Annotated in this window: 22 protein-coding genes; 5 read left to right on the top strand and 17 right to left on the bottom strand. The window is 37.7% G+C overall.

Going from position 1 to position 25,875, the window contains the following annotated elements; genetic code table 11:
* The first annotated feature begins 131 nt into the window (after positions 1 to 131).
* A complete protein-coding gene (locus tag ACSLUO_RS02325; RefSeq protein ID WP_448245829.1) occupies positions 132 to 2,321 on the top strand; it encodes an OsmC domain/YcaO domain-containing protein in 2,190 nt (729 codons plus the stop codon).
* A gap of 77 nt (positions 2,322 to 2,398) precedes the next feature.
* Here the strand turns inward: ACSLUO_RS02325 and fdx are convergent, their stop codons facing one another.
* The 9 genes from fdx to trmJ form a co-directional block, all read right to left on the bottom strand.
* Entirely contained in the window at positions 2,399 to 2,737 is a 339-nt protein-coding gene (gene fdx, locus ACSLUO_RS02320) for an ISC system 2Fe-2S type ferredoxin (RefSeq protein WP_448245827.1), read from the bottom strand.
* A gap of 40 nt (positions 2,738 to 2,777) precedes the next feature.
* Entirely contained in the window at positions 2,778 to 4,640 is a 1,863-nt protein-coding gene (hscA, locus tag ACSLUO_RS02315) for a Fe-S protein assembly chaperone HscA (protein WP_448245826.1), read from the bottom strand.
* A 31-nt stretch (positions 4,641 to 4,671) separates the two neighbouring features.
* Positions 4,672 to 5,199, bottom strand: a complete 528-nt coding sequence (hscB, locus tag ACSLUO_RS02310) for a co-chaperone HscB (RefSeq protein ID WP_448245824.1) — start codon at positions 5,197 to 5,199, stop codon at positions 4,672 to 4,674.
* A 150-nt stretch (positions 5,200 to 5,349) separates the two neighbouring features.
* Positions 5,350 to 5,673: an iron-sulfur cluster assembly protein IscA gene (iscA, locus tag ACSLUO_RS02305; protein WP_448245822.1), complete on the bottom strand. Its 324-nt coding sequence runs from the start codon at positions 5,671 to 5,673 to the stop codon at positions 5,350 to 5,352.
* Positions 5,674 to 5,688: 15 nt separating this feature from the next.
* Positions 5,689 to 6,069, bottom strand: a complete 381-nt coding sequence (iscU, locus tag ACSLUO_RS02300) for a Fe-S cluster assembly scaffold IscU (RefSeq protein WP_448245820.1) — start codon at positions 6,067 to 6,069, stop codon at positions 5,689 to 5,691.
* Between the two features lie 35 nt (positions 6,070 to 6,104).
* Positions 6,105 to 7,319: an IscS subfamily cysteine desulfurase gene (locus tag ACSLUO_RS02295; protein WP_448245818.1), complete on the bottom strand. Its 1,215-nt coding sequence runs from the start codon at positions 7,317 to 7,319 to the stop codon at positions 6,105 to 6,107.
* A gap of 40 nt (positions 7,320 to 7,359) precedes the next feature.
* Positions 7,360 to 7,863: a Fe-S cluster assembly transcriptional regulator IscR gene (iscR, locus tag ACSLUO_RS02290; protein WP_448245816.1), complete on the bottom strand. Its 504-nt coding sequence runs from the start codon at positions 7,861 to 7,863 to the stop codon at positions 7,360 to 7,362.
* A 207-nt stretch (positions 7,864 to 8,070) separates the two neighbouring features.
* A complete protein-coding gene (gene cysE / locus ACSLUO_RS02285) occupies positions 8,071 to 8,877 on the bottom strand; it encodes a serine O-acetyltransferase (RefSeq protein WP_448245814.1) in 807 nt (268 codons plus the stop codon).
* A 73-nt stretch (positions 8,878 to 8,950) separates the two neighbouring features.
* Complete coding sequence (trmJ, locus tag ACSLUO_RS02280) at positions 8,951 to 9,706, bottom strand: tRNA (cytosine(32)/uridine(32)-2'-O)-methyltransferase TrmJ (protein ID WP_448245813.1); 756 nt, start codon at positions 9,704 to 9,706, stop codon at positions 8,951 to 8,953.
* A gap of 347 nt (positions 9,707 to 10,053) precedes the next feature.
* On the opposite strand from trmJ, the gene suhB reads away from it, so the two are divergent.
* On the top strand, positions 10,054 to 10,866 hold the full coding sequence (gene suhB, locus ACSLUO_RS02275; RefSeq protein WP_448245812.1) for an inositol-1-monophosphatase: 813 nt from the start codon (positions 10,054 to 10,056) through the stop codon (positions 10,864 to 10,866).
* Positions 10,867 to 10,965: 99 nt separating this feature from the next.
* Here suhB and ACSLUO_RS02270 read toward each other — a convergent pair whose 3' ends face one another.
* The gene (locus ACSLUO_RS02270; RefSeq protein ID WP_448245810.1) at positions 10,966 to 13,230 is read right to left on the bottom strand and encodes a putative bifunctional diguanylate cyclase/phosphodiesterase; all 2,265 of its coding nucleotides are present in this window, start codon (positions 13,228 to 13,230) and stop codon (positions 10,966 to 10,968) included.
* A gap of 283 nt (positions 13,231 to 13,513) precedes the next feature.
* Between ACSLUO_RS02270 and cobA the strand changes: the two genes are divergently transcribed.
* Complete coding sequence (cobA, locus tag ACSLUO_RS02265) at positions 13,514 to 14,311, top strand: uroporphyrinogen-III C-methyltransferase (protein ID WP_448245808.1); 798 nt, start codon at positions 13,514 to 13,516, stop codon at positions 14,309 to 14,311.
* 68 nt (positions 14,312 to 14,379) lie between these two features.
* Here the strand turns inward: cobA and sugE are convergent, their stop codons facing one another.
* The 7 genes from sugE to ACSLUO_RS02230 all read right to left on the bottom strand — a co-directional run bounded on the left by sugE (position 14,380) and on the right by ACSLUO_RS02230 (position 22,181).
* The gene (gene sugE, locus ACSLUO_RS02260; protein ID WP_448245806.1) at positions 14,380 to 14,697 is read right to left on the bottom strand and encodes a quaternary ammonium compound efflux SMR transporter SugE; all 318 of its coding nucleotides are present in this window, start codon (positions 14,695 to 14,697) and stop codon (positions 14,380 to 14,382) included.
* Between the two features lie 133 nt (positions 14,698 to 14,830).
* Positions 14,831 to 15,301, bottom strand: a complete 471-nt coding sequence (locus ACSLUO_RS02255) for a mechanosensitive ion channel family protein (RefSeq protein WP_448245804.1) — start codon at positions 15,299 to 15,301, stop codon at positions 14,831 to 14,833.
* A gap of 136 nt (positions 15,302 to 15,437) precedes the next feature.
* Positions 15,438 to 16,352, bottom strand: coding sequence for a hypothetical protein (locus ACSLUO_RS02250; RefSeq protein WP_448245802.1), 915 nt, complete (start codon positions 16,350 to 16,352; stop codon positions 15,438 to 15,440).
* 249 nt (positions 16,353 to 16,601) lie between these two features.
* On the bottom strand, positions 16,602 to 18,005 hold the full coding sequence (locus tag ACSLUO_RS02245) for a DEAD/DEAH box helicase (RefSeq protein WP_448245801.1): 1,404 nt from the start codon (positions 18,003 to 18,005) through the stop codon (positions 16,602 to 16,604).
* A gap of 133 nt (positions 18,006 to 18,138) precedes the next feature.
* The gene (locus ACSLUO_RS02240; RefSeq protein ID WP_448245799.1) at positions 18,139 to 18,903 is read right to left on the bottom strand and encodes a substrate-binding periplasmic protein; all 765 of its coding nucleotides are present in this window, start codon (positions 18,901 to 18,903) and stop codon (positions 18,139 to 18,141) included.
* A gap of 131 nt (positions 18,904 to 19,034) precedes the next feature.
* Positions 19,035 to 19,772, bottom strand: coding sequence for a dienelactone hydrolase family protein (locus ACSLUO_RS02235; RefSeq protein ID WP_448245797.1), 738 nt, complete (start codon positions 19,770 to 19,772; stop codon positions 19,035 to 19,037).
* Between the two features lie 123 nt (positions 19,773 to 19,895).
* Positions 19,896 to 22,181: a peptidase U32 family protein gene (locus ACSLUO_RS02230; protein WP_448245795.1), complete on the bottom strand. Its 2,286-nt coding sequence runs from the start codon at positions 22,179 to 22,181 to the stop codon at positions 19,896 to 19,898.
* A gap of 111 nt (positions 22,182 to 22,292) precedes the next feature.
* On the opposite strand from ACSLUO_RS02230, the gene ACSLUO_RS02225 reads away from it, so the two are divergent.
* Complete coding sequence (locus ACSLUO_RS02225) at positions 22,293 to 22,961, top strand: glutathione S-transferase (RefSeq protein WP_448245793.1); 669 nt, start codon at positions 22,293 to 22,295, stop codon at positions 22,959 to 22,961.
* An 81-nt stretch (positions 22,962 to 23,042) separates the two neighbouring features.
* On the top strand, positions 23,043 to 25,817 hold the full coding sequence (locus tag ACSLUO_RS02220; RefSeq protein WP_448245791.1) for an ATP-binding protein: 2,775 nt from the start codon (positions 23,043 to 23,045) through the stop codon (positions 25,815 to 25,817).
* The last annotated feature ends 58 nt before the right edge of the window (positions 25,818 to 25,875 follow it).

Genomic DNA, 25,875 nt, shown 5'->3' with positions numbered 1-25,875 from the left:
ACCAAGACTATTTAAACAAAAAGCAGGATAATTAGCTTGTAAGATAAAATTGCGTCAATAGAAAGGTAAAGCCAGCTCTGCTCAATCGCTTTCCCCTTTCGATAAACACACCAAAATTCGGAAACTATTCAATGGAAATCAAAGTTAATTTTCTCGACAACCTCAAGCTTGAAGCTAAGTTTGATGACTTTACCGTTATTGCTGATCAACCGATTCGTTATAAAGGTGATGGTTCAGCACCAGGCCCATTTGATTATTTCCTCGCCTCGTCGGCTCTGTGTGCTGCCTATTTTGTTAAAGTATATTGTGTATCTCGAGATATCCCAACCGAGGGGATCCGGCTGTCACAAAACAACATTGTTTCACCTGAAAACCGCTATCAACAAGAGTTTAAAATTCAAGTAGAGCTACCGGATAGCATTTCAGATAAAGATCGCCAAGGCATACTTCGCTCAATAGATCGTTGCACAGTAAAAAAGGTGATTCAAACAGGCCCAGAGTTTAACGTTGAAACCGTAAAAAGTTTAGATGAAGACGCTCAAGCCATGTTAACCATACAACCCGACGATGCGGCGAGTACTTTTATTTTAGGTAAAGACTTACCGCTTGAGCATACTATCGCCAACATGACCAGCATCTTAGCTGATTTAGGCATGAAAATAGAAGTGTCATCATGGCGCAATATTGTGCCAAATGTTTGGTCGTTACATATTCGTGATGCCGCTTCTCCCATGTGTTTTACTAATGGTAAAGGCGCCACTAAAGAAAGCGCTTTATGTTCAGCACTGGGTGAATTCATTGAACGACTCAACTGTAACTTTTTCTATAACGATCAGTTTTTTGGCCAAGACATCGCCAACAGCGATTTTGTTCATTACCCCAACGAAAAATGGTTTCCATTAGAGGATGATGATGCCTTACCTCAAGGTATTTTAGATGATTATTGTTTAGACATTTACAACCCTGACGGTGAACTGCAAGGCTCACATTTAATCGACACCAACTCAGGCAATGTTGAACGTGGTATTTGTTCAATTCCTTATGTTCGCCAGTCTGACGGTGAAACGGTTTATTTTCCTTCGAACTTAATTGAAAACTTATTTTTAAGTAATGGCATGAGTGCCGGTAATAATTTTGAAGAAGCAAAAGTACAATGTTTATCGGAAATCTTTGAACGTGCGGTAAAACGCCAAATTATCGAACAAGAAATAGTTTTACCCGACGTACCCGCTAGCGTTATTGCAAAGTATCCTGCAATTTTAGCGGGTATTGAAGGATTAGAAGCACAAGGTTTTCCTGTTGTTGTTAAAGATGCCTCATTAGGTGGTCAATTTCCTGTTATGTGCGTCACCTTAATGAACCCTAAAACCGGTGGTGTTTTTGCCTCGTTTGGCGCCCACCCAAGTTTTGAAGTAGCACTTGAACGCAGCTTAACCGAATTATTACAAGGTCGCAGCTTTGAAGGCTTAAACGATGTCCCGTTACCAACCTTTAACAGTATGGCCGTTGCCGAACCTGAAAACTTCGTTGAACATTTTGTTGATTCTACCGGTGTTATTTCATGGCGATTTTTTAGTGCTAAACACGACTATGAGTTTTGTGAATGGGATTTTTCCGGCACTAACCAAGAAGAATGTGAGCAATTATTTGGCATTTTAAAAGACCTTGGCAAAGAAGCTTATGTTGCAGAGTTTTCTGACTTAGGTGTAGCTTGCCGTATTCTGGTGCCTGATTATTCCGAAGTGTATCCAGTAGAAGACTTAATTTGGGACAACACCAACAAAGCGCTACTTTACCGTGAAGATATTTTAAATATTCACTCATTAAGTGATGAGCAATTAGCTGAATTGGTGCAGCGTTTAGAAGATAGCCAATTAGATAACTACATTGATATTATTAGTTTAATTGGTATTGAATTTGACGAAAATACGGTTTGGGGGCAATTAACAATTATTGAGCTTAAACTGTTAATCTATCTTGCCTTAGGTGCACTAGAAGAAGCACAAGAGTTAGTTGAAGCCTTCTTACAATATAACGACAACACCGTTGCCAGACGTTTATTCTATCAAGCCATGAGTGCTGTGCTTGAAATCGCGTTAGATGAAGAACTTGAAATTGAAGATTACCTACACAACCTCACGCGCATGTTTGGTGATGAAGTGATCACCAATGTCATTGGCTCAATTAATGGTGATGTTAAATTTTACGGTTTAACAAAAACCAGTATGGCGTTAGAAGGCTTAGACAAACACCTAAGATTAATCGAAAGCTATAAAAAACTACACAAAGCCCGCGCAGAAAAAGTTAACGCTGCCAGCTAGTCTTTTAATTATCAAATAACAAAAAGGGTAATAACATTGCTGTTATTACCCTTTTTTTAACAAAATAATTTATTAAATTAGTGGTTTTCAGACACCATATTGACGGTATATTTAGGGATTTCTACCACTAAGTCTTCATCAGCGATAATCGCTTGGCAACTTAGACGTGAATCAGGCTCTAACCCCCAGGCTTTATCTAATAAGTCATCTTCTAACTCATCACTTTCAGCTAATGAATCAAAACCTTCACGAATAATCACGTGACAGGTAGTACAAGCACATACCTTTTCGCAAGCATGCTCAAGACCAATATCATTTTGTAAAATGGTATTTAATACAGTTTCGCCTTTTTCGCCATCTAAAACAGCGCCATCAGGACATAATTCTTCATGTGGTAATACAATAATTTTTGGCATAATCGTCTTCTTAAACGTTTAAATTAACTGCGTATTCAACTTACAGGTCGTCTACTGTTTGGCCTGAAAGTGCAATTTTTATTGATGAATCCATTCGGCGTTCAGCAAAAATCGCCGTCAAACCATTCACTTTTTCAATACTTTCTTCTATCGCTTTTTCATCAGCTCCTTGGCTGATTTGTGCTAATTCATTAATGCCGGCATTAATATCAGCAAGTTCTTGCTCTGATAATAATTGCGCATCCACCGCAAGTGCCGCTTGTAATGCTTCTATCACTCGAGCAGCTTCAACTTGTTGCTCTTTTAACATACGGGCAGCAATATCTTCTTTGGCATTCGACATTGAATCTAAAATCATTTGAGTGATTTCTTTATCTTCCAAACCAAAAGACGGCTTCACAACAATACTTGATTCAACGCCAGTTGATTTTTCCATAGCCGTAACTTCAAGTAAACCATCAGCGTCTACTTTAAAAGTAACACGAATATGGGCAGCGCCTGCCGCCATTGGTGGAATACCACGTAATTCAAAACGAGCAAGCGAACGACAATCATCCACTAACTCACGCTCACCTTGTAAAACATGTACCGCCATTGCGGTTTGTCCATCTTTAAAGGTAGTGAATTCTTGAGCTTTTGCCACAGGAATAGTGGTATTACGGGTGATCACTTTTTCAACTAAGCCACCCATGGTTTCTAACCCTAATGACAACGGGATCACATCAAGCAATAACATATCACTTTCAGGTTTATTACCCGCAAGAATATCTGCTTGAATTGCCGCACCAATGGCCACTACTTTATCGGGGTCAATTGAAGTTAATGGCGTTTTCTTAAAATACTTTTCAACTTCACTACGTACTAATGGCACACGAGTTGAACCACCAACCATTACTACTTCAATAACCTCATCGGTAGTGATGTCAGCATCTTTTAATGCACGACGACATGCACGTAAGGTTTTATTTACTAAGCCGTTTATTAAACTATTAAAGCTATCGCGCGATAAATTTTGTGACCACGTTTCACCATTATCAAGTTTAATGCTTATTTCATGCTCGGCATTGTCGGTTAACGCTTCTTTCGCAGCACAGGCTTGATGGGTTAATTGACGCTCTAACGACTTTGATAACGGACGAGTTAGCTCGGCTTGTTCAACAATATAATCTACTAAGGCAACATCAAAATCATCCCCACCAAGGGCAGAGTCACCACCGGTAGCGAGTACTTCAAATACACCTTTATTTAAACGTAGAATAGAAATATCAAAGGTACCACCGCCTAAATCATAAACCGCAATCACCCCTTCTTGTTTTGAATCTAAACCATAAGCCACAGCTGCTGCCGTAGGTTCATTTAATAAACGCAAAACATTTAAACCGGCAATTTTAGCCGCATCTTTGGTGCTATGGCGTTGAGCATCGTCAAAATACGCAGGTACAGTAATAACTACGCCGGTTAATTCACCACCTAGGGCTTTTTCAGCGCGAGCACTTAATTGCTTGAGTATTTCACTCGACACTTGCACAGGGTTCACTGCACCTTGGCGAGTTTGAATATTTGGATGATTATCATCACCAACAAATTGATAAGGTAATGAAGGATATTTGTTTTCGATATCTTGTTTACTACGACCAATCAAGCGTTTTGCTGACACTATCGTATTTTCAGGATCTGTGATAGCAAAGGCTTTCGCCGCTTTACCAACAAGAATTTCAGAGTCTTGATAACTAACGATTGATGGCAAAATATCATCGCCATTTTCATCCGTTAAAGTATTTGTCATGCCACTTTGCACACTGGCGATCAATGAATTAGTAGTGCCTAAATCAATGCCCGCTGCTAAACGGTGTTCATGTGGAACCGTACTTTGACCTGGTTCAGCAATTTGTAATAAAGCCATATTAGATTCTTAAACTTTTAAATTTTTCAGATTAATCGTCAAAGAGTTGCTCTTCTAAACGATCTAATTCGATATGTAATTTTTGATAAAATTTTAATTTACGCAAGTTTTCACTCGCCGCTAAATTTGATTCCGGCGTATTGTCATGTAACTGCTGACGCATTTTAGTACTTAAACTATCATACTCAACATCTAATTCTTCATTAGCGGCAAATATAGCAGCATCAACATCGCTTGCGTGTTTAATGTCTTCTAACATTTCACGCAATTCCATTTGACGCATTAAAAAAAAGTTATCTTGAAACGAAGCTTGCTCGGAAGGCATATCAACTTCGCGTAACGTCAACATATATTCAGCTCGTTTTAACGGCTGTTTTAATGTTTGATAAGCGTCATTGATCTGAGCAGATTTTTGAACAGCTAATAGCTGCTCTTGAGATGAAGCATGGGCAAATTTGTCAGGATGCACTTTTTTTTGTAGTGTTTGATAAATTTCGGACAGCTTAGCTGTGTCGACATCAAAGGATTCTTCAATACCGAATAACGCAAAATAATTCAAAGCAATACCTCAAAAACTCGTTTGATAACAGAAAGCGCATTGAATTTTCTTATTGTCAATGAGGGCAATTTCTCTTGCAAAGTACAGGCTAACTAATTAAAGCTGCGTACAGGTAACCAGAGAAACTACCGTTAATCTCAACAAGAAAAATTAAACGTTAAAAGATTCACCACAACCACATTCGCCTTTTGCGTTCGGGTTGGTAAACTTAAAACCTTCGTTTAAGCCTTCTTTAACAAAATCTAATTCAATACCAGCAAGATAAACTAAACTTTTTGCATCAATAATAATGTTTACACCATCAATGGTAAAAAGTTCGTCATCTTCATTTAAGCTGTCAACAAATTCAAGCACGTAAGCCAAACCTGAACAACCTGTGGTTTTAATACCTAAACGCAAACCAAGGCCTTTACCTCGGTTTGCTAAAAATGACTGAACGCGCTCTTTTGCAGCCGCTGTCATAGTTACAGACATGAAATTCTCCGCAAATTAAGCGTGTTTAGCGCGGTAATCTTCAATCGCCGCTTTGATAGCATCTTCCGCTAAAATTGAACAGTGAATTTTCACTGGTGGTAAAGCTAACTCTTCAGAAATATCCGTATTTTTGATTTGTGCTGCTTCGTCAATTGACTTACCTTTTACCCACTCAGTAACTAATGAGCTTGATGCGATTGCTGAACCACATCCGTAAGTTTTAAACTTAGCATCTTCAATAATACCAGCGTCTGATATTTTAAGTTGTAACTTCATTACGTCACCACAAGCTGGTGCGCCAACCATACCGGTAGCTACACTAGGATCATTTTTATCCATAGAGCCAACGTTACGTGGGTTTTCATAATGATCGATTACTTTTTCGCTATAAGCCATAATATATTCTCCAAATTTTCACTAATACAAAGGTATTAGTGAGCTACCCACTCAACTGATTCTAAATCAATACCATCTTGGAACATTTCCCAAAGTGGCGACATGTCACGTAAGTGACCAATTGCTTTTTGAATCAACTCAATAGCATAATCTACTTCTTCTTCAGTCGTAAAACGACCAAAACTAAAACGAATTGAACTGTGCGCCATTTCGTCATTTAAACCTAATGCACGTAATACATATGAAGGCTCTAAACTAGCTGATGTACAGGCTGAACCAGATGAAACCGCTAAGTCTTTTAACGCCATGATCAATGATTCACCTTCAACAAAGTTGAAGCTCACATTTAAGTTACCTGGGTAACGAGTATCAAAATCACCGTTAACAAACACTTGTTCCATGGTTTGCACGCCTTTCCATAAACGATCACGCATAGCCGTTACATGGGCAATGTCTTGTGCCATTTCTTCTTTCGCAATGCGACAAGCTTCACCAAAACCAACAATTTGATGGGTTGGTAAAGTACCACTACGCATACCACGTTCATGACCACCACCGTGCATTTGTGCTTCTAAACGAATACGTGGTTTACGGCGAACATATAAAGCACCAATCCCTTTAGGACCGTACATTTTATGTGCTGACATTGAGAATAAATCAACTTTTAATGCTTGCATATCAACCGGAATTTTACCCGCTGATTGCGCACCATCAACATGAAAGACAATTTTACGCGCACGACATAATTCGCCAATCGCTGCAATATCTTGGATCACACCAATTTCATTGTTTACATGCATAATCGAAACAACAACCGTGTCATCACGCATTGCCGCTTCAAGTTTAGCTAAATCAATTAAGCCATTCGCTTCAGGGTCAAGATAAGTTACTTCAAAACCTTGGCGCTCTAGTTCACGACACGTATCTAAAACCGCTTTATGCTCAGTTTTAGAAGTAATAACGTGCTTACCTTTTTTGCTGTAAAAATTTGCTGCGCCTTTAATGGCTAAGTTATTTGATTCGGTAGCACCAGAAGTAATAACAATTTCACGCGGATCAGCGTTAATTAAGTCGGCAATTTGGTTACGAGCAATATCAACCGCCTCTTCTGCTTGCCAGCCAAACTTGTGCGAGCGAGATGCTGGGTTACCGAAAAAACCATCGGTAGTCATGTATTGCATCATTTTTTCAGCTACGCGCTTATCAACAGGCGTAGTAGCTGAATAATCAAAATAAATAGGAAGCTTCATTGGCTTTCTTTCTCCAGGACTTAATTCAACAAACTGGTAGTTACCAGCCGCTTATAATACTTTTTGTTTCAATCAAGGTTTCTAAATTATTGCCATTAGCATGCTTATAAGCACCGTCTTGACGTTTAGATACCGATTTAACATCTCTTTGTTCAACAAGCTCAGACAAAGAAATGCTTTGTAAAAATTCTTCGATACGGTTGCTTAAATCAGACCACAAGGTATGAGTTAAACATTGATTTCCACCTTGGCAATTTCCTTGCCCCATACATCGGGTTGCATCAACACTTTCATCAACCGCAGTAATGACATCAGCAACAGCAATTTCTGCTGAACACCGACCTAAACGATAACCACCACCAGGGCCGCGAACGCTGTTCACTAAGCCATGTTTACGTAAACGGGAAAACAATTGTTCAAGATAAGATAAAGAAATACCTTGTCGCTCTGAAATATCAGCTAAAGGCACAGGTCCAGAAGCCGCATGTATAGCGACATCAAGCATAGCTGTAACGGCATAACGCCCTTTTGAAGTCAGTTTCATAATGTGCCTTTTCTTAACCTAACAACTGGTAAAACCGATGATGGAACCAAATTGCCGCGCAATTATATATATCCTAGTAAATTAGTCAAATATATACCTGACTAATTTACTCAGGTATTTTACGCGTGACTAAGCGATAGATCAAGATAATACTTGAGTAAATTAGTAAAGTATTATCTTGATTATAAATAAAAGGTTAAAAACTCACTAAATTTCAGGATCAAAAGAATCGACATGGGCCGAGCGACGTTTTGCTGCTGCTTTTTCATCTTCAACAAATTCACGTACTTTTAATTCAGGTAACTCTGCATCACAGACGTTACCACCAAGTACATTCACTTCTTTACATAAATCCGTAATTTTACTGTCCATTAAATGCATATGATCTAATAAACGACCAATCGCTTTCGCTACAGGATCAGGGTTATCCGTTGATACCGCATAAGCATCGAAGCCATATTTTTTCGCCACAGCTTCGCGATTTTCAGAATTTTCGTCTTTTTTGGCATTAACAATTCTTGCTGGTATACCAACCGCCGTTGAGTTTTCTGGTACATCTTTTACCACAACAGAATTCGAACCGACTTTACCGCCTTTGCTGATCGTGATCGGCCCTAAAACTTTTGCCCCCGCACCAATTACAACATTGTCTTCAAGGGTTGGGTGACGTTTACCGGCATTCCAACTGGTACCGCCTAAGGTAACACCATGATATAAAGTAACATCATCGCCAATTTGTGCGGTTTCACCAATGACTACGCCCATACCATGATCAATAAAACAACGACGACCAATGGTGGCACCTGGGTGAATTTCAATGCCGGTTAACCAACGCGAAAACGTTGAAACAAAACGTGCTAAAAATTTAAAGTTACGTTGCCATAATTTATGGCTAATACGGTGAAACCAAACCGCGTGTAACCCTGGATAATTAAATAAAATTTCCAATACCGTTCTCGCGGCTGGATCTCTATCAAAGACACTATTGATATCTTCTTTGATACGACTGAACATAATTTGTCCTTTTTGAATCTTTTTCGCTTAAATTAACAAGAATGCCGACGAATGACGTTGACCCCAATGGGGATTATTTTTTAGCTGATTTTTCAACCGAAGCTAAAATACCACGCATCATTTTAACTTCTTTACTGTCAGGCCTTGCACGATTTAACAAACGGCGTAATTTAGTCATCACTAACCCTGGATGGCTTGGCACAATAAAACCAGTTGCTTTTAAAGCTTGCTCAAAATGCTCATACATTCGTTCGGTTTCTTCCACCAATGGATACTCAGTATCATCCTCTGATGGGGTATTGTATTCTTTAGCTTCGGTTGCTAAATATGCCATGCGAACTTCATAACTTAACGTTTGAACCGCCATGGCTAAGTTTAATGAGCTATAGTCAGGGTTAGCCGGAATTTGCACATGAAAATGACAAAGCTGTAATTCATCATTAGTTAAACCACTGCTTTCACGACCAAACACCAAAGCAACAGGAAAGTTAGCCGCTTCTTCAATTAATTTTTCGCCACAACTTCTTGGCTCTAACATTGGCCAAGGGAGTGTCCGTGAGCGTGCACTCGTACCAACAACTAAGCCGCAATCAACAATGGCTTCTTCTAAGGTTTTCACCACAGTAGCAGAAGCTAAAACATCTGAAGCACCAGCAGATAGAGCCTGTGCTTGGCCATTTGGCATTTCAATTGGATCAACTAACACTAAATTTGTTAGTCCCATGGTTTTCATTGCTCGGGCAGCTGAACCAATATTACGGCAATCTGAGGTATTCACTAAAACAATACGAACAGAATCTAAAAATGTTTTTGAAACAGTGTTTGACATTATAACTATCTAGATGGCTAAAACTTGTCGTATGTTAACACAGATATTTATCAAGATAATGCGAAAAATAGCCTGTTTATATAATTTTTTAACTTAAGGCATTCCAGCGGTGTCGCAATACTCTCTAAGAAAATCAGTCAGCAAACCCTTATCGCAATTCAACAAATTTAAGCGCTACTTTTAGAACATGATAATAAAAGCCAAATCGAACAATAAATAAACAGTTAATAGTCGCTTATTTAAAGTGACTCTGGTATAATGCGCGCCGCTTTGGTGGTCGATGCCTGATGGTAGTGCCAGCCAACACCGTTCTTTTACATGCTGTTTTACAAAATAAGGTAGTTACCATGCACCCTATGTTGAATATTGCTGTGCGCGCTGCGCGCTCGGCAGGTAGTGTTATATCTCGTTCTTTTGAACAAGATGACAAATTAGAGATTGAATCTAAAGGCTTAAATGACTTTGTGACAAATGTTGACCGTAATGCTGAGCAAGCGGTTATTGATGTGATTCAAAAAGCTTACCCAAATCACTGTATTATTGGTGAAGAATGTGGTGTATTAAATGGTACTGATGCAGACTATCAATGGATTATTGATCCGTTAGATGGCACCACCAATTTTGTAAAAGGCATTCCACATTTTTGTGTTTCTATTGCTTTAAAAGTAAAAGGTAAATTAGACCAAGCTGTGGTTTATGATCCGATCCGTGGCGAATTATTTACCGCTAGCCGTGGTAAAGGTGCACAATTAAATGGTTTCCGCATTCGTGTGAAACAACCTAAAGAATTATCTGGTGCTGTGTTAGCAACGGGTTTTCCATTCAAACAAAAACAACATATTGATAGTTACATGAATATGTTCAAAGCATTATTCATTAAAACCGCTGACATGCGTCGTGCTGGCTCGGCAGCTTTAGACTTAGCTTATGTTGCTGCTGGCCGTATTGATGGTTTTTTCGAATTAGGCTTAAAACCTTGGGATACCGCAGCAGGCGAATTATTAATTATTGAAGCGGGTGGTTTAGTAACTGATTTTACTGGCGGCCATACTCACAATGCATCTGGTAATGTCGTTGCAGGTAGTTCAAAACTAATCAAAGAAATGTTAAATGACATTCGCCCTCATTTACCTGAAAGTTTAAAAAACAGCTACAGATAAGCTCATTGGGTTCCCTTAACGGGGATAAACCTTATTGAAAAAAGCGCCTTTGGCGCTTTTTTTGTTTGTTCAGCTTATGTTTTACCTGACATTATTTAGCTATTGTTCATCTAAGTTACTCGCCAATAAAAAGGCTAATAAATCATGTTTTTCTAAGGGCTTACTGTACCAATAACCTTGTATTTCTTCACAGTTAAGCTCGGTTAAAAAGTCAACATGCTCAATTTGTTCAACACCTTCGGCAATTAACGACAACCCTAAGTTTTTCCCTAACGATACGATAGTGGAAACTAACGCTCTATCTTCTTCATTTTGATGACAATCACGAATAAACGACTGATCTATTTTTAATTTATCAACCGGAAATTGTTTTAAATACGATAACGAGGAATAACCGGTACCAAAATCATCAATCGAAAGCTGTACCCCTATCTCTTTCAACTCATGTAATACGGCCAGCATGTCTTGCTCGTTATGCATAAACACACCTTCAGTTATCTCTAATTCGATATTTTTCGCTGGCAAACCAATATCATTTAAAGCGTCGTTAACTGAATTAACAAAATCTGGATGAGAAAACTGCCGAGGTGACACATTAACCGCCACAACAATATCAGGATAACCTTTATTAATTAACTGGCTAGCAAAAGCGCAGGCTTGTCGTAAAATCCAATCCCCTATTGGTACAATTAATCCGGATTGCTCTGCCAACGGAATAAAGTCAATGGGTGAAATAATTTTATCTTGATGCTGCCAACGCACTAAAGTTTCAAGCCCAACAACTTGTTTAGAAGCTAAAGCTAATTGCGGCTGAAATACCAAAAACAGTTCATTTCGACTAAGCGCTAAACGCAAGTTATCTAATAAACGGGCATTTTGTGATAACTTTGCTGTCCATTGTTCATTAAATAACAACCACTGTTTATGCTCATCTTGCTCAGCAAAGGTTAAGGCCGTGCGGGTGTATTTTAGCAAATCTCCCCGCGTTTCAGCGTGCTCAGGAAAAAGACTAAAACCAAAGTCTAATTCAACAAAAAATTCACCATGATCGGTACTAATTTTGTGATTGATGATCTGATTAATTTGCTCAACCAAGTGGCTAATATTTGTATGAGCATTGCCTTTGTTATCGCTATGAATAATGGCAAATTCACTATCATTTAATTGGTAAATTTTAATTTGAGGGTTTAAATTTTCACGTAATAATTTAGCCAACTGGATCACTAAGCCTTGTGAACATTCAAAACCTTGGGTGGTAACTGTACGATTAAAATTTTTAATGGTAAACATACCTAAAACAAAGGCCGTATTCGCAAAAATAAAACCATTAATATCTTCATCCATTTGATATTTGTTCGGTAAATGGCTGTCTTGGTTTAAAAATGCTAGATCACTAATGCGCCGCTCAGACAAACGTTGCTCAGTAACATCAAAAATGTGTAAGTCATAGGCATCAACGTCTTTTAACCAATTGATATTCACTTGCAATAAACGAGTTGCTAAAGCCTGTTCTATAGTCATGGTAGTAATGCCCGCCAGACTAATTTGCTCTCGTAATGATAAAAAATTATCAGGTATTAAACTGCCTAAATCATTACTTGCTAAGCCAATATCGGCTAATAACTCGTTACAAGCTTGGTTGGAATAAGTAATTTCACCAAACTGATTAATACTCAAAATAGGGTTAGGGTTACGCTGCATAAAAAGTGCTAAACGGTTATTTTTAGCATTGGTGATAACATAGCGCTTGCTATACCAAGCAACTAACAAACCTAATAAGACAATACTAAAACTAAACACAATGACCAAGTCATGAGTGTTGGCCATTTGTGCTAAAGTATTCTTATGCGCTCGATTAACCGTAGCTTGGGTTTGTTGTTCAACATCAAGCAACACAGGTAACAAGTTTCGGCGTTGGTTGGATATATGCCCTAACAATAAACGTAATTCATCCCAATCAATATCATCGGCTTGCATAACAAGGTGAAATTGCTCAAATAGCGCTTCTATTTTGAATTGCCCTTGTTTAATAGTTTGATATTGCTCTTGAAATTTTTCCTGTTTAGCAATCACTTGCTGGTGCATAGTGATAAGCGCTTTCATGTCGGCAAAGCTAGTGAGAAAGGTTTCGCTATTTTGATCACCGTAATATTCGTAAATAATACGCTCTTGCTCACTTAAATCGGCAATCAATTGGTTAATTGTTGTTAAAGTAGGAATACGTTCTTCCACTAAAATTACGGCATTATTTCTAACATTTTCACTTGAAGAATAAACCCAAAATGACAACGACAGCCCTAACAGAACAATGAGCCCCGCAACTACACTGGCACGAAATAAATAGGGCTTTACAATGGCATCCATACTCTCATCCTGTAACTTGACTAAATAGGAAATATTGTTAACTCACAAGGTTAACTAAAAAATAATATTGACGGTGAGCGTGTATCAACAAATTCAATTGCTATATTAGTCACTTAAGCCCTCGAAAACAAATTCATAAATAAAATCTATTTCAGCATACCGTTCAATACTAACATTGCTTTCTACTAACATTTTAATCTAACCAATCACTTTTAAGTAATTTATCTCGCTTGCAAGGTAGCGTAAGATAGCGCTATTAATTTTACGCCACTATTTTACTGTTATGATCACACCCCCAACGCATAAACAACCTTTTATCGCCGGCGAAGTTGCCCTAGTTGGCGCAGGCCCTGGCGACCCAGATTTATTGACTTTACAAGCCTATCGTTTTATCCAACAAGCTGAAGTTGTAGTTTACGACCGCTTAGTCAGTAAAGAAATTATGGCTATTGTGCCCAGCACAGCCGAACTTGTTTATGTGGGTAAAAAACAAGCCGTACACCGCGTCCCCCAAGATGGGATTAATCAATTATTAGTTGATCACGCGAAAGCGGGTAAAAAAGTGCTGCGTTTAAAAGGCGGCGATCCTTTTGTATTTGGTCGTGGTGGTGAAGAAGCTCAATATTTATTAGCCAATAAAATCGCATGTCACATTATACCGGGCATGACTGCCGCTTCAGCTTGCACTAGTTATGTAGGTATTCCATTAACCCATCGCAATGTATCACGCAGCTGCACTTTTATTACTGGTCATGTGCAGGAAAACGGCCAGTTAGATATTCCTTGGAATACCCTATCAGACCAACAGCAAACAGTTGTTTTTTACATGGGTGTAAAAAGTTTACCAATAATTATTGAACAATTAGAAAAAGCGGGCCGTAGTGATCAAACGCCAGCCGCGCTTATTCGCAAAGGCACTCAGCCAGATCAACAAGTATATAAAGGGACCTTACATTCATTAAACGATTTAGTGAAAACCCATGAGATAAAACCACCAACCTTGATTGTTATTGGTGATGTGGTGAATACTTTTAACGAAAATGAATTACAGAATGTCGGTTATTTAGCTGCCAGTAACTAACATTAAGGCATGCTGCATAAGTTTACTTTATGCAGCATTTTAATCTTGTCATTATTGATTAAAAGCGATTAACCATGCGACAACTTTAAACCAACAATACCCGCAAAAATTAAACTCAAGCTAACAATTTTCAGTACATCGGCTGATTCACCAAAAATAAAAATCCCTAACACGGCCGTACCAACAGCGCCAATGCCAACCCAAATTGCATAAGCGGTACCTACGGGTAAGGTTTTTAAAGCGATTCCCAATAAAACAATACTGGCAACCAAAGAAAATACGGTACCAAGCGTTGGCCAAAATTTAGTAAAACCGTCGCTGTACTTTAAACCAATAGCCCAGCCAACTTCTAATAAACCTGCGATAAATAAAATACCCCAATTCATAGATACCTCTTAAATTGGGGCCGTCCCCGAATGAATAACGAGCGGTGAGGTCGTCCTCACTTCAACAATAATTAATCGGTGTAAAAGACATTAATGGAGATAAATAAAACCAAGCACTTTATTAAAAAAGTGGTTATTTCTCTTGTTCAAGCAACGATATTTTATTATTTAACAACAAAGAGTTAGGTATTAAATGACTAACACCTTCAGCTTTAATGGTGATGTAGCGAAGGTTAAAATCCACCACAGTCCCTTTTGTGCCCGACATTTCAATTTTATCGCCTAACTTTATTGGCTTATAAAGCACAATCATAATACCTGACACTAAATTTGAAATAGCATCTTTTAAAGCTAACCCTAATGCAAAACTGGTTAAACCCAAACCAGCTACCAAAGCACCAACATCAAACCCTAATTTTGACAAAGCTAGCATGATACCAATAAACAGTAAAACAGCTTTTTGCGAGTTAGATATTAACCGAAATGATTGATAAGCCGAAGCATCAAAACGCTTTTCAATGTTGTTGATCACTCGATCAATTAACAAACTAAACACTAAAAATGCTGCAAAAACCAAACCCGCTTGCACTATATTTTCATTCATCAACAACTCTCGTTATAAAAAATTCACACGTTAACTCAAGACTTGAGCATAAATTAAAAATCAGTAATACAAGAACAAAAAAGACAATTTTCGGCTTGTCTGAAGTGTAGTGAAAAACAAGTCTGACAAGATGCGCCTATTCACCTTGCTCTTTAACATCAGACCTTAACCTAATTACACCAAGATTACTCCTTAACCAGACAGCAAGTGCCGCCCCAGCTATTAATAAGATAAACATTGACACATAGTCCATCCATTTTTCCGAACTTGAACCAAAATAAGCCTCGGGAAGAAATTTTGAAGATGAAAGGGATACTATATACATGATAAAAGCTAAAGCTAAAAAAATACTTTTAATTGCTCTGTTTTTATAAGCTCCAGACGCGAAAAGGAAAAGAAATGTACACAGCCCCGACACCAATGAAATAACAATTAAAGCGTATCCTGAGATAGGCATCAAATGACGCTGGCTCGTAGAACTAATTGTATCTCCCGGTTCTATCAGTTCTAGCATTAAGCCAGAATAACGATCTACCTCCTTCTCGATTATATTATCTAAGCCAACTATTCTAACAGAGGCCTTTTTAATGGCGATTTTAGTTTCAGTTAATAGTTCAATATAAAATCTATCATTAGGATTTAACAGCAATGGTTCAATAATAATAGCGCCCTCCTCAGTTTTTATATTAACTGGTAGCTCTTTAGGGAAAGATTTCGAAACTTTCGATGTCATAATTCCTTTTTCTAATTCTATTTCAAATTTAATTGAGCTTTCAAAATCATTGCTTCTAATCGGAGTCTTCCCTGTATTAGCTATCATAATTGTAGTAATAAATACCTCCTTTAACTCTAAACCTCCATGATTAAATTTGGATTCAGGCAACTGATCATTAAACATATTGTGATCGAATATTTTTTGTTCAGCCACTACTGCATATTCAATCGCCTTGTTTTTTTCGAACAGAGCCCCCCAAATAGGAGCCAATAAGAACAACAAAATTGGAATCAACAAGGTTGCTCCCCAATGAATCATCTTCTCTATCTTGTCCATAGTTCGAAACTTCCCTTATGTGGTTAAAGTTTATTAAAAAGTTATTCCTACCTTCCGAAGGAAATATTCTTATATTAATTGCCAACAATATAACCAATTAAATCTTTAGGCTCAATAAGTTACTGCACTAAGAAGAATATTAACTAAGTACCATTAACTAAATCTTTGCCATAAAAAAACGCAGATTTAATACTGCGTTTTTTTATGTTGCAATTAAGTAACCGGCATATTAAATCAAAGTAGCTTGGTTTAACGATTATTGCTTGGTTTAGTGCGATTATTTTTATACGGTGAACTTGGTTTATTGCCGACACTCGGCTTGTTACCGGTATTCGATTTATTACCCGTAGTTTTCGGCTTGCTATGTTGCTTAACCTTGTTGCGGCTTTGTCCAGGGCGTTGGCCGTCTTTATGTTCAACATGGGCAGCTTTTGGTTTGTCATTCAAGCCTTTAATTTTTTTCGGTTTTTTCTTTTTCAGTGGACGAATATCTCGTGAAGCTGGTAACGCATTGTATGGTTCAAAGCCGCTGACTTCTTTGCGAGTAATATGCTGCTGAATAACATGTTCAATATCAATTAGTTGTTGGTACTCATCGGCACTAACTAATGATACGGCTTGGCCGTCAGCTCCTGCTCGCCCAGTTCTACCAATACGGTGTACATAATCTTCTTGAATATTCGGTAAGTCAAAGTTCACAACATTAGGTAACAAGCTAATATCAATACCGCGGGCGGCAATATCGGTTGCCACTAACACTTCAATGGTTTTATCTTTAAAGCCAGCTAATGCTTTAGTACGTGCGCCTTGGCTTTTATTACCGTGAATAGCTGCTGCTTTATGGCCGTTGGCTTCTAATTGTTTAGTTAATTTGTTAGCACCATGTTTGGTGCGACAAAATACTAATACTTGCTGCCAATTTTCGGTTTTGATCAGATGATTTAATAACGCAGCTTTTTTGTTTTTATCAACCGCCACTAACCAATGTTCGATAGTTTCAGCTGTCGTGTTTTCTGGCGTTACTGAAATTTCCACTGGATCGTTGACTAGCTCTTTAGCTAATAAACGTATTTCTGGTGAAAAGGTTGCTGAAAACAATAAGTTCTGACGCTTTTTAGGCAACGCTTGAATGATTTTTTTAATATCACGAATAAAGCCCATATCTAACATACGATCAGCTTCATCAAGTACTAATAATTCAAGCTGGGAAAACTTAATCGCGTTTTGCTGATATAAATCTAATAAGCGCCCAGGTGTCGCTACTAAAATATCAACACCTTGTCTTAATCGCATCATTTGCGGATTAATTTTTACACCACCAAAAATCACTTCATTGGTAAGTTTTAGGTTTTTACTATATACCGCAACATTCTCTGCAATTTGCGCAGCTAACTCACGGGTAGGCGTTAAAATTAACACACGGGTGTGGTTACTTTTAACATAATTGGTATTTTTGGGATCAGCTAACAATTGTAAAATAGGTAAGGTAAAACCCGCAGTTTTACCGGTACCCGTTTGTGCGGCCGCCATCAAATCACGGCCACTTAATACCGCAGGAATTGCTTGAGCTTGAATCGGTGAAGGCTCGGTATAACCTTTTTCATCTAAAGCAGATAAAATTTCTTTTGATAAACCAAGGTCAGAAAAACGCATAAAATATCCAAATAAATAGGGAGGACAAATTAGTCAGAATGATTAACCCGTCAAAGGGCGTGAAGAATACAGCATGGCTGATTTCATAGCAATCAAAGTAAGCTAATTATCGTTGTTTTTAAATAAGGAAACTTTATAACGAGGAAATAAATTTATGCTCGGCGTGTTTGATCATTTTCTCTAATTCACCGGACTTTTTCAGCTGCTTAATCGCATTATCAACTTGAAGAATTGTTTCGGCTTTTGAATGATGTATATAGTGAAATAGCGGTAACGTTTTTAATGGCGTGGTCATTGGAATAATATCCTTTACTGCCATATTATTTAATACAATCAAGCCATCTAAGGTATTAGTGAGCACCACATCAACTTTACCAGCTCTGAGCAGCTTAAACATATTTTCGGTATTATTACTTTCAAATACAAACGGCAGCCCTTGCGTCATATTATTGGTGTGTTTAACCCCTCTAACTTTTGCAATTCGGTACGGCTTTAAATCTGCTTTGGTATGAATAACAATACCGCTATTTTTTAAGACAAAAGGCATTGTCTCTAACGAATAATAAGGCGTTGGCACACGAATTAACTCAGGGTTCTCATCCCCGTAAGTCCATATCCGCATAATTTCACCATCTGCTAATCCTTTAGTGGCAGCGGCTTCTGCTCGACTTGCCGGCATTGAGGTGATTTGAATATTAATATCTATGCTTTGATAAATTAGCGGTAAAACTTGTTCACCAATTTGTTGTTCAACGAGTTTTTCAATAGCAGCAAAGTGATATACAGGTGCATTCGTTGATTTGTGGACATTAGATTGTGACTTATTATTGGCGGCAGCAGTAAATGCTACACATTGCGCACTTAAAAACACTAATATCCAATGAATGTTTTTCACCATCAGGCCAACAAATAAATCAATATAAAAAATAAGGATTAGTTGACTATAGCAAGTTGATTAATAATTTGCACATAAGTTTAATTTTTTAACCTTATGTGCAAAAGTAAATGAAAGTAAATGAAACTAAATGCTTAATTTAAAGTACGTTGAAAAAGTGCTACCGCCATGGCATACACCTGCAAGGCTAACGCGGGATCATAACGATCACCTTCATCACGCATAAAAGCATGCTGAGCGTTAAATTCATGCCATGTAAACGTATTTTTACAATCAATAAGATTTTGATGAATACGCATGCGTCCTTCATCCGGTACATGAGGATCTTGTTTCCCCCACACCATTTGTAATTCGGCCTTAATATCTTTAGTGCGAGTAAAAGAGTCATTCCCATCGGCACACGGCAAGGTATTTGAGTGAATATCGGTAGCGTATAAACATGACGCTGCAAGTACATTAGCATTCAGCGCGGCACGATAAGCTAAATGACCACCAATACACACTCCCATAACACCAATTTTACCCGTGCAATAACTTTGCTGATTGATAAACTCAACCATAGCTTGTGTGTCAGAGTCGTGATGCTCTAGTGGTTTTGCCCATTTGTCTTCATTACCTTTGTCTTTGCCTGCATCGTCATATCCTAAAACCGTACCTATTGGGTTTAACTCATGAAAAACCTCTGGTACTAAAACAACAAAACCATGGCCTGCCATTATTGCGGCACTGCGAGCAATAGGTGCGGTTTGTTGAAAAATTTCAGAATAAAAAATAATGGTTGGAAATTTACCTGCCGCAACAGGGCGATAAATATAAGTGCGCATAACACCGGTTGGGGTTGTTATATCTTGAACGTCTTTTTCAATGATCATAATAAAATTAACAATAGTAACAAGTAGTGTAATTCTATCAGGGTTTACCAAGTTTTTGCTATCACCGCGGCAGACATTAGCGAAGTTTATGCCGCAGTGATAAAAACATAGCTTAGGTTAGTATTACAACCCAGTGTGGTACTGGCTAACGGTTGCCTCTGGCACCATTACCTTAACGGCATTAGCCGCCTCGGTTTTGCCAACAGGCGTAAGCTGTTGGTTTAAGAGCTGTTCAAAATAATGAATTAACTCAACTTTATCAGGAGAGGTTTTATCACCCGCACCAATATTCGTCAGGTCAATTAAAAAGCCATCAAATAAATGACTTAAATCGTCGATAATTTCCATATTCAAAAACTGATCTTGATTATAAATACTCGGATAACCCGCTTTTTGTTTATCAATGGCAAACGACACACCTTTAAGGTTAGTAATGCTAGTTGATTTATCACACGAGAGCATACAACCATTATCAATTCTTGGTTTTTCACAGCCAACACTTTGCTGGAAAAAACACTGCCTACTAGTCATTAACAAAATAGGATGATAAATACTGTAAAACAGCTTGAAGTTACTCGGCCTAGCAATGTGTTTAATTTGTTGCTGGTTAATTTCATTAGAAATAAAAGCACCATGACAAGCAAACGCTTCCTGCATTGCTAAAAGCACATACGAGTTAGTGGTATTTAAAAATGGCCCAGCAATCCATTCAATTCCTAATTGATAAGCTTCATGTGCAATACCGGTATTGTTGGTAACGATGAGCTTAGGTTTAACCTGCCGTAAAATATTTACCGCGACATCATAATCTTTACCAATTAGTACAGCTGGAAACCAAGGAATTAATCGTGGGTTTTGTTTGAGAAAATCAACATATTTAGTACAGCCACGCTTATAAGCATCGGGCAGTTTAAAATAAATATCGGCATCGGTATGTTCCGCCAAAGCAATATCGGCTTCATCACAAATCAATATTGATAATTTTGGCTGGCTTTCAGCTTTTGGCTGCGACACTAAAGGCGGTAATTCAACCGCAGGTAACACGGCTTGACCTTGGTTTAGCAGCTTGGCAACCTCATTTTTTAAAGCGCTAATTTCTTTAAAAGGCACAAGCAAATTAGGCGCTAAATCAAAACTAATATCCGTTAACGTAAATTCTGCGTTGTTAAAGCTTTTAAAACGTTTTTCAATCGCAGCTTGATCCAAGTTTTTATCACTCGCGATTAAGACACTCGCGCTAGTTACAGTGAATGTTTTAGCCTGAGTTGATGAGCTTTTGGCCGAGTATTCCTGCGTAGTTACCGTAACAGTTAACGGCTGATTAACCCTACCTGAAAAATGTAAAGTTAATGGTATTTTATTAATCGACAAATGTTTAATTTTGTCAAAAACTGTTGCCTGCATTTGGCTTTTTTCATCATTGAGCTTGTCTTCAACATCATGAATTTGAACAACGGATATTGCTTGTTCTTTCGCTACCGCATGTACTTTTGAATTATCACGCGGGTTATCAATAAACATTGACTGATTTAAGTCACCACGTAAAAAGGCATTGGAAAAGTCACGATTAAATACTTTATAAAGCTTTTCGCCATCTTCCAGTAACTTACCGGTTTTAATAAAGCCGTCAATTTGTTTACGAAAACTATCAACCACAGTATGAACATAACTAGCGCCTTTAATGCGCCCTTCAATTTTAAATGAGTCAACACCCGCTTCAATTAACGCCGGTAGGTCAAAAAAGGCAGAGTTGTCTTTAATATTTAATGGAAAATTATTACCCGATGGTGTGGTTTCGTATTCTTCACGGCATGCTTGGCTACAACGACCACGATTACCTGAATTACCAACACTCGCAGACGTTGAATAACATAAGCCTGAAAAGGCAATACATAAGGAGCCATGTACAAACACCTCGGTTAACACATCAATGTCATGCGCTACTTGATTGATGGCGGTAATTTCACGCAAATTTAACTCTCGCGATAAATTTACTCGTGAGGCGCCGAGTTTTTTCAAAAAAGGAATTTGGCCAATATTGTGGGTGGTTAACTGAGTTGAAGCATGAATATCTAAGCTAGGAAAATGTTTTTTTAGAATATAAAACATGCCAATATCTTGTACTATCACGCCATCTAACGTGGTATTAGCCAATTTACTCAATAATTTAGCGAGCGTTTTAAATTCACGCTCTAAAATAACAATATTGAGCGTTAAAAAAATCTGACATTGAAACTCATGTGCAAGCCGTATGATGCCAATGAGTTCATCAAAAGAGATATTGGCAGCACGATTGCGAGCATTAAAGGTATCTAAACCACAATATACGGCATCAGCTCCGGCAATAATTGCGGCTTTAATTGCATCAACATCACCGCCGGGGGCTAATAATTCAATTTTATGGTCCATTTTTACTACTTAATTTTCAATTTTTTTATTAACGGTGAGTTTACCCGTATATTTACCTGATGAATATCGTTAAAGTAATTAAGTTATTTTTATTCAGTGGTCACCTCTCCCATGCCTGATGAAAAGCTGCCAATTTTATACTCATTAAGAAACTGTCCTTTTGCGATGCGGGCGCGTATTGCTTTGTTTAGAGCAAAACAGCGGGTTGAATTACGTGAGGTAAAGTTAACCGATAAACCAGAAGAAATGTTAGCTGCCTCAACCAAAGGTACGGTGCCGATTTTGGTGTTACCTTCAGGGCAAGTCATTGATGAAAGTTTAGATATTATGCGCTGGGCATTAACTCAACATGATCCTGACAACCTATTACTGAAAAACCTACCTGATAGTAATGAAGATTTAGCCACGCAAATGATGGCATTAATTCAGCTTTTTGATGGTGAATTTAAAGCCTGTTTAGAACAATACAAATGTGCAAAGCGTTACCATGAAGCCAACTTAACTGACTACCGTGCCAATTGTGAGCATTACCTTCACATATTGGAAAAGGCACTTAATCAGCAAGCTTTTGTTATTGGCGAGCATGAAAGTTTAGCAGACTTAGCAATATTACCTTTTATTCGTCAGCTTGCTCGTGTTGAACGACAGTGGTATTTACAATCACCCTACCCCAACTTACGTGCTTGGTTAAATCGATATTTGCAAAGTGTTATGTTTACCAAAGTTATGGCTAAACACCCGCTTTGGTCTGCTCAGGAAATAAAAGTAGTGATAAATTAATCACAAGTTTTACTAACAATTAGTTGACTCTCGGCTAATATAATTTACTGTGTTTAAAGAGAATAAAATGTAAGGATGAGTGTGCAAGAAATTCTAAAGTTACAGACATCATGGCGTTTATATCTGGTTTTATTTATCAGTTATTTTTTATCTGGCCATTTACTCTCACTTATTTCTTTTCAAAGCCAAGTTGTTCCTATTTGGTTACCCGCAGGTATTGCTTTAGTTGGTTGTTATTTATGGTGGTGGCGATTTTTTCCAGCCGTTTTATTAGCGTCCTTTATTTTTAATTGTTCAGTAACACCTAATTTTGAATTAGCACACATATTTTCCAATATTGGCTTACAAAACTTATTTATTGCTCTAGGTGCAACACTGCAAGCAGGAGTAGGTGCCGCTTTATTGCACTTTTGGTTAAAAAACCCATTCAAACAAACCAAAACCATCAATAGTATTTATTTCATCGTATTCATTGGCATTTTGGTAAATTTAATTTCAGCCAATATCGGCGTTTATTCCTTAAGTGTTTTCAACCCTGCTTATGGCATAAACGATTATGTTTTAAATATGGTGTTTTGGTGGTTAGGTGACTCATTAGGCGTGTTATTAGCCGCGCCTTTTTTACTCTGTATTTTAAATTTAGGTGATTTAACCGACAGCCAACATAAAGCACGTGTGATCATAATATGGTTAGTTAGCGCTCTGTTTTTAATTATTATTATGTTAACAAAACTCTTTGTTGGTAACTCAAACATTAATGCGCAAGCGTTAGTTAAAAATGAGACCGAAGTCATTGAAAATGGCTTACACCGACAAATAAATAACAGCATTCATCAATTAAAGCAGCTCGCTATTTTTGTACAAAACACACCAAATATAACGCATAGTGAATTTCATCGAGTTGTGAAAAGCATTCATCAAAATACGAATGTTATTAAAGGTATGTCGTGGAATCCTCTGATTAATCAGTCGGATGTTATTCAACATGAAGCTGAGCTTGCCAATATTTACCAGAAAAAAATTAAAATCAACAGAGATCCACTAGTCGAAACAGATCCAATTATTTATGTTCGCTTGATCAGTCCGGAAGAGGAAAACAGTAAAGCCATTGGCTTAAATGTTTATGGTATTCCCTCTCGGAAAGCAACACTCAACGCAGCCATGGTTAATTACCAACCACAAGCGACACAAATTATTCAGTTAGTACAATCTGAACAAAAAGAGCCAGCATTTTTGCTGTTTTATCCGGTTTTTGAACAATATTTAGTAAAAGAAAGCGAAACCATAAAACGCTTAAAAGGTTTTGTTACCGCTGTTGTTTTAGCCAATAAAATTATTGCTAACACCATTAATGAGCAACAAAACAAATTGTTCTTTTATCAAGTTGCCGAGCAAAATAAACACGACTTTTTCACCTCAAATATTAAAAACAATGGGATATTTAATAGCGTAAAAGGTGATGGCTATACCCATACTTTTGATGTCGCTGGCCAAGTATGGCAAATCACTTTGTTTGCGAATAAACGCTACTTAGTACAACAACAATATAAAGACTTTCTTGTCTTATTTTTATTATTAGTGATCATTGTTATCACCATAATCACCTCTTTATTATTAATGAATAATCGTCAATTTGCTTTGGAAGATTTAGTCCAAAAAAGAACAAAGTCACTCGAAAAGGCCGTTGCCGATGCAAATTATGCCAATAGCGCTAAAAGCCAATTTTTAGCTAATATGAGCCATGAAATTCGCACCCCAATGAATTCAGTAATAGGTTTTGCTCAACTAGCTAAAACATCAGATAATTTAGATGAAATAAAGTCATATCTTCGCAATATTGATATTTCATCTGATCTGTTATTACACATTGTTAATAATATTCTTGATTTAGCCAAAATAGAGTCTGAAAAGTTATTTTTAGTAAATGAACCTTTTGATCTTCACTTAGTACTGTCACGTATTCACAGCCTGTTTGAAGTGGATGCTACAAATAGAAAGCTCACCTGGATTTTGCAAGACAACATTCCTAAAGCTCTTTATTTCAAAGGAGATCAAACCCGTATTGAACAGATTTTAATGAATTTATCTGGCAATGCCATGAAGTTTACCAAACATGGTGGCGTATCAATGACCGCTGACTGCCTTGAACAATCAGCCGATAACGCACAGTTAAAAATCACGATACAAGATTCGGGTATTGGTATTTCACAGCAAAACATTGATAAACTTTTTAGCCCGTTTACACAAGCTGATGATTCAACATCACGCAACTTCGGTGGCACAGGGTTAGGCTTAACCATTTCGAAAGAACTTAGCAAACTCATGGCTGGGGATATCACTATAGCTAGCGAAGAAGGGAAAGGCACAACGGTAACTTTTACCTGTTGTTTAGCCCTATCAGCTGTTGCTCCTCAACAAACTGATGACACCAGTGCGATGTTATCGTCAGCCGATATTAACGATAATCAAGCGCTAACAATATCATCATTAAAAGTATTAGTGGCTGAAGATAACCGTATTAATCAAAAATTAATCAGAACTATATTAAGTCGTTTAGGCATTAATGCGGTTATTGTTGAAAACGGGCAATTAGCAGTAGAACGTGTCCAAGAAGAAGCTTTTGATGTGATTTTAATGGATTGCCAAATGCCGGTGTTAGACGGCTATGAAGCAACCAAGCAAATTCTGGCAATGCCACAGTTTAGCAACTTGCCAATTATTGCACTAACGGCTGACGTTGACACTCGCAGTAAAGAAAAAGCCTTAACCACAGGCTTTGTTAAACATTTAGCTAAACCTATTAATATTAAAGAATTAACGGAGTCTTTAACTGCGGTGTTAACAAAAACCTTATAGGCGATTCGTTATTAAGCTTGGAGTAAAAGTACAAAAAGAAATAAGTGTAATAAAGTTA

It is taken from the genome of Thalassotalea agariperforans, assembly GCF_053470345.1.
Note: the sequence above shows the minus strand (reverse complement) of the source record. Positions and strands in the feature narration are given on the sequence as shown.

What these genes read in the sequence shown, in the direction of transcription:
- ACSLUO_RS02270 (WP_448245810.1), bottom strand. Translation starts at nt 13,230, where the DNA reads ATGGATGCCATTGTAAAGCCCTATTTATTTCGTGCCAGTGTAGTTGCG.
- ACSLUO_RS02240 (WP_448245799.1), bottom strand. Translation starts at nt 18,903, where the DNA reads ATGGTGAAAAACATTCATTGGATATTAGTGTTTTTAAGTGCGCAATGT.
- ACSLUO_RS02250 (WP_448245802.1), bottom strand. Translation starts at nt 16,352, where the DNA reads ATGGACAAGATAGAGAAGATGATTCATTGGGGAGCAACCTTGTTGATT.
- iscR (WP_448245816.1), bottom strand. Translation starts at nt 7,863, where the DNA reads ATGAAACTGACTTCAAAAGGGCGTTATGCCGTTACAGCTATGCTTGAT.
- cysE (WP_448245814.1), bottom strand. Translation starts at nt 8,877, where the DNA reads ATGTTCAGTCGTATCAAAGAAGATATCAATAGTGTCTTTGATAGAGAT.
- ACSLUO_RS02225 (WP_448245793.1), top strand. Translation starts at nt 22,293, where the DNA reads ATGCCTGATGAAAAGCTGCCAATTTTATACTCATTAAGAAACTGTCCT.
- iscU (WP_448245820.1), bottom strand. Translation starts at nt 6,069, where the DNA reads ATGGCTTATAGCGAAAAAGTAATCGATCATTATGAAAACCCACGTAAC.
- iscA (WP_448245822.1), bottom strand. Translation starts at nt 5,673, where the DNA reads ATGTCTGTAACTATGACAGCGGCTGCAAAAGAGCGCGTTCAGTCATTT.
- ACSLUO_RS02295 (WP_448245818.1), bottom strand. Translation starts at nt 7,319, where the DNA reads ATGAAGCTTCCTATTTATTTTGATTATTCAGCTACTACGCCTGTTGAT.
- ACSLUO_RS02325 (WP_448245829.1), top strand. Translation starts at nt 132, where the DNA reads ATGGAAATCAAAGTTAATTTTCTCGACAACCTCAAGCTTGAAGCTAAG.
- suhB (WP_448245812.1), top strand. Translation starts at nt 10,054, where the DNA reads ATGCACCCTATGTTGAATATTGCTGTGCGCGCTGCGCGCTCGGCAGGT.
- ACSLUO_RS02245 (WP_448245801.1), bottom strand. Translation starts at nt 18,005, where the DNA reads ATGCGTTTTTCTGACCTTGGTTTATCAAAAGAAATTTTATCTGCTTTA.
- fdx (WP_448245827.1), bottom strand. Translation starts at nt 2,737, where the DNA reads ATGCCAAAAATTATTGTATTACCACATGAAGAATTATGTCCTGATGGC.
- sugE (WP_448245806.1), bottom strand. Translation starts at nt 14,697, where the DNA reads ATGAATTGGGGTATTTTATTTATCGCAGGTTTATTAGAAGTTGGCTGG.
- ACSLUO_RS02230 (WP_448245795.1), bottom strand. Translation starts at nt 22,181, where the DNA reads ATGGACCATAAAATTGAATTATTAGCCCCCGGCGGTGATGTTGATGCA.
- trmJ (WP_448245813.1), bottom strand. Translation starts at nt 9,706, where the DNA reads ATGTCAAACACTGTTTCAAAAACATTTTTAGATTCTGTTCGTATTGTT.
- cobA (WP_448245808.1), top strand. Translation starts at nt 13,514, where the DNA reads ATGATCACACCCCCAACGCATAAACAACCTTTTATCGCCGGCGAAGTT.
- ACSLUO_RS02255 (WP_448245804.1), bottom strand. Translation starts at nt 15,301, where the DNA reads ATGAATGAAAATATAGTGCAAGCGGGTTTGGTTTTTGCAGCATTTTTA.
- ACSLUO_RS02235 (WP_448245797.1), bottom strand. Translation starts at nt 19,772, where the DNA reads ATGATCATTGAAAAAGACGTTCAAGATATAACAACCCCAACCGGTGTT.
- hscA (WP_448245826.1), bottom strand. Translation starts at nt 4,640, where the DNA reads ATGGCTTTATTACAAATTGCTGAACCAGGTCAAAGTACGGTTCCACAT.